At 63.3% G+C, this 2305-nt stretch carries 2 protein-coding genes; both read right to left on the bottom strand.

The features are described from left to right. Positions 1-464: 464 nt before the first annotated feature. Positions 465-1076 carry a PEPxxWA-CTERM sorting domain-containing protein gene (locus E8A12_RS12125; RefSeq protein WP_293369016.1) on the bottom strand — a complete coding sequence of 204 codons (612 nt, stop codon included), beginning with the start codon at positions 1074-1076 and terminating at the stop codon, positions 465-467. A 385-nt stretch (positions 1077-1461) separates the two neighbouring features. Continuing rightward, entirely contained in the window at positions 1462-2172 is a 711-nt protein-coding gene (locus E8A12_RS12120; protein WP_293369014.1) for a hypothetical protein, read from the bottom strand. Positions 2173-2305: the final 133 nt, after the last annotated feature.

Genomic DNA, 2305 nt, shown 5'->3' with positions numbered 1-2305 from the left:
TCTATACGACCTCAATTTCGGCCGGCCTGACGACATTCAAAGATCACAAATTAGAAGCGATTTAGCGTCAGGCTTGCGTCAACTGAGGACATCGCTCCTTTCCAACAGACCGATTCCGGCGGGCGGACGGTGAGTGTCATGACCGCGCCAGCAGCACTTATCGACGTTCAACCCGAAAGCGGAAGTTCCCAAGGTCCACAGAGGGAAAGCGGTCTTAGAGTTGCCTCCTCCCACGCCCTAGGATGCGGCCTTCAGATCCAGATCGGGAGGCGGACGACACAGGCTCCCCATTGCGACCGTTGCGCGTCGAGCACGGACCCGACGTCAGGCAAAGGTGGTCGGATGTGCATGGGCTCCGTCCTTCAGGGATGTCGCCGCCCCGGACCAGCAAGCAATCTGGCCGGCATGGGTTTAAGGCGGAGTGTGTTGGGGGGCTCGCAGCCGGCCTCCATGGGGTCGGAGGCTTATGCGAGCGCGGCCTTGCGCCGGCGGCGCAAGGCGGCGCCGAGGCTTGCGAAGCCGACCAGCATCAAGGCCCACGACGCCGGCTCAGGGGCGGCTCCGCCCTCAGTGACGGTGAGGGTCTGGATGTCTAGGTTCATGCCGGTCTCGTCGGACGAGACGAGGTCGAGAAACCCAAGTCCCCCGGCGCTCGGGGCGTTCAGCGTCACCGTGAATGGCGTCGTCAGGTTCGCCGGCAGGCCAATCCCGGGGACCTCAATATTAGCAGAATAGTCAAGGCTCGCCGTGACTTGTTCTACGCCGTTCGACCACTGGTCAGCAGCAGGCACCGCCACCTGCAGGGAAGCGGCTGTGCCCAGGATCGTCTGCGAGATTCCGTTCATGGTTACGATGGCGGTGGCGTCCTGGGGCAGGGAAAAGTTGGTTCCGCCTCGCAACAGCTCACCGCCTGACAGATGCGTGTCCGCTCCAATGGCGGTGTCGTAGGTGAAGGAGATTGTGAAGGCCGTGTCTTCCAGGGAACCTCCCACCGGGCCGAAAAGGCCCAGTCCGTCGGTCCACTGGTGCGCGAAACTGGGGCAGGCGCAGGTAACGCCAGTGTAGGTCGCGGTCATCACTGTCGCGGTCGCAGGCGAGGCCCCGGCGGCGGCGGCGACGCTTGCGGCAAGCGCCGACAGGGCTCTCGCCAGAGTTCTACGAAACGTCATCGAAAATCCCCCGCGAGCCCTTCCGCAGGACGCGGTGCCCGGGCCACAAGGCACGTTAACCAAATGCTGCTCTATGAAAATCAGACTCGCTTGAGGGGCGAATTTGGTGATCCTTGAGTTGACCAGACCCGCAGGCAAACTCTGGCCGGCATGGGTTTCGGGCGGGGTGTGTTGGGGGGCAAAGCGGTCGTCTCCCCTTTTTCATAAAGCGGACACAGCGCAAGTCCGGATCGGGGGGAAAGCTCACGTTGCCCACGGCGGTCTTCGTGAATGTCCATCAGTTTATCGTCGCTCAGGTCGGCAGGCCCAACCTGGCGCACGCCTTGATGACCGGCGACCCCTCCAGCAGCTGCTTGGAGGGGTTGGGATCGACGGTGGTGATGCGCCGGATGGTTTGCATGAGTTGGTCCGACCCCAGCGCAATCATGTGGTTGCGTCCGCGTTCCTGCTCGATGCGCTCGACCAGGGCATTGCGCTCGGCCCGGCTGAGCTCCGTCGGATGCTGCAATACGGAGAGCGCCTCAGCCTCTTCGACCTCGCGCCGGTTCCATTCGCGGACAAGGGAGATCTCGCTATAGGTGCCCGCGTAGAGTAGCTCCTGCTGTTCAGCCAGATGGTTCGCCGTGCCGTCGGCGACCAGGGTGTTCCAGACTCCTTCATACCAGGCCCTGAGCGGCGGCTCGTAGGCGGCCTCACCAAGACGGCCATTGTTCATGAGCGGCAGCGGTGTCCAGGGGCCGTCATGGGCCAACAGCGCCTGCGCCAAGGTGTCCAGCCGCGCGTCCAGGCACCTCTCGAGGTGGATACGCTCCGTGGCCGTCGAATAGACGTTGGACAGTTCCAGCCGCTCCTGCGCCTCGCCGTGGCGCACCTTTTCCTGCCAGTGCAGCGTCTCGGCGATCTGCTCCGCCCCCAGCGCCGTCAGCACGCCGACGACGATGATCGCGTACTCTTTCAGGAACTCCCGAAGGCCATGCCACGGCTTGGGTTTGTGGATGTCCATACGCCCCCCGGCGGATCACCGCAGGCAACTGTAAGCGATGGGGTGGACGCCGCCTAACGGCATCGAAGTGCCAAAGTGGAGGTGTTGAAAACACCACTGCAAAGGAGGCGTCCGTGGGTGAAGTTAGCACAAT

The organism is Phenylobacterium sp. (assembly GCF_004799395.1).
GTDB lineage: Bacteria > Pseudomonadota > Alphaproteobacteria > Caulobacterales > Caulobacteraceae > Phenylobacterium.
This window is presented reverse-complemented; position numbering and strand designations above follow the sequence as displayed.

What these genes read in the sequence shown, in the direction of transcription:
- E8A12_RS12125 (WP_293369016.1), bottom strand. Translation starts at nt 1,076, where the DNA reads ATGACCGCGACCTACACTGGCGTTACCTGCGCCTGCCCCAGTTTCGCG.
- E8A12_RS12120 (WP_293369014.1), bottom strand. Translation starts at nt 2,172, where the DNA reads ATGGACATCCACAAACCCAAGCCGTGGCATGGCCTTCGGGAGTTCCTG.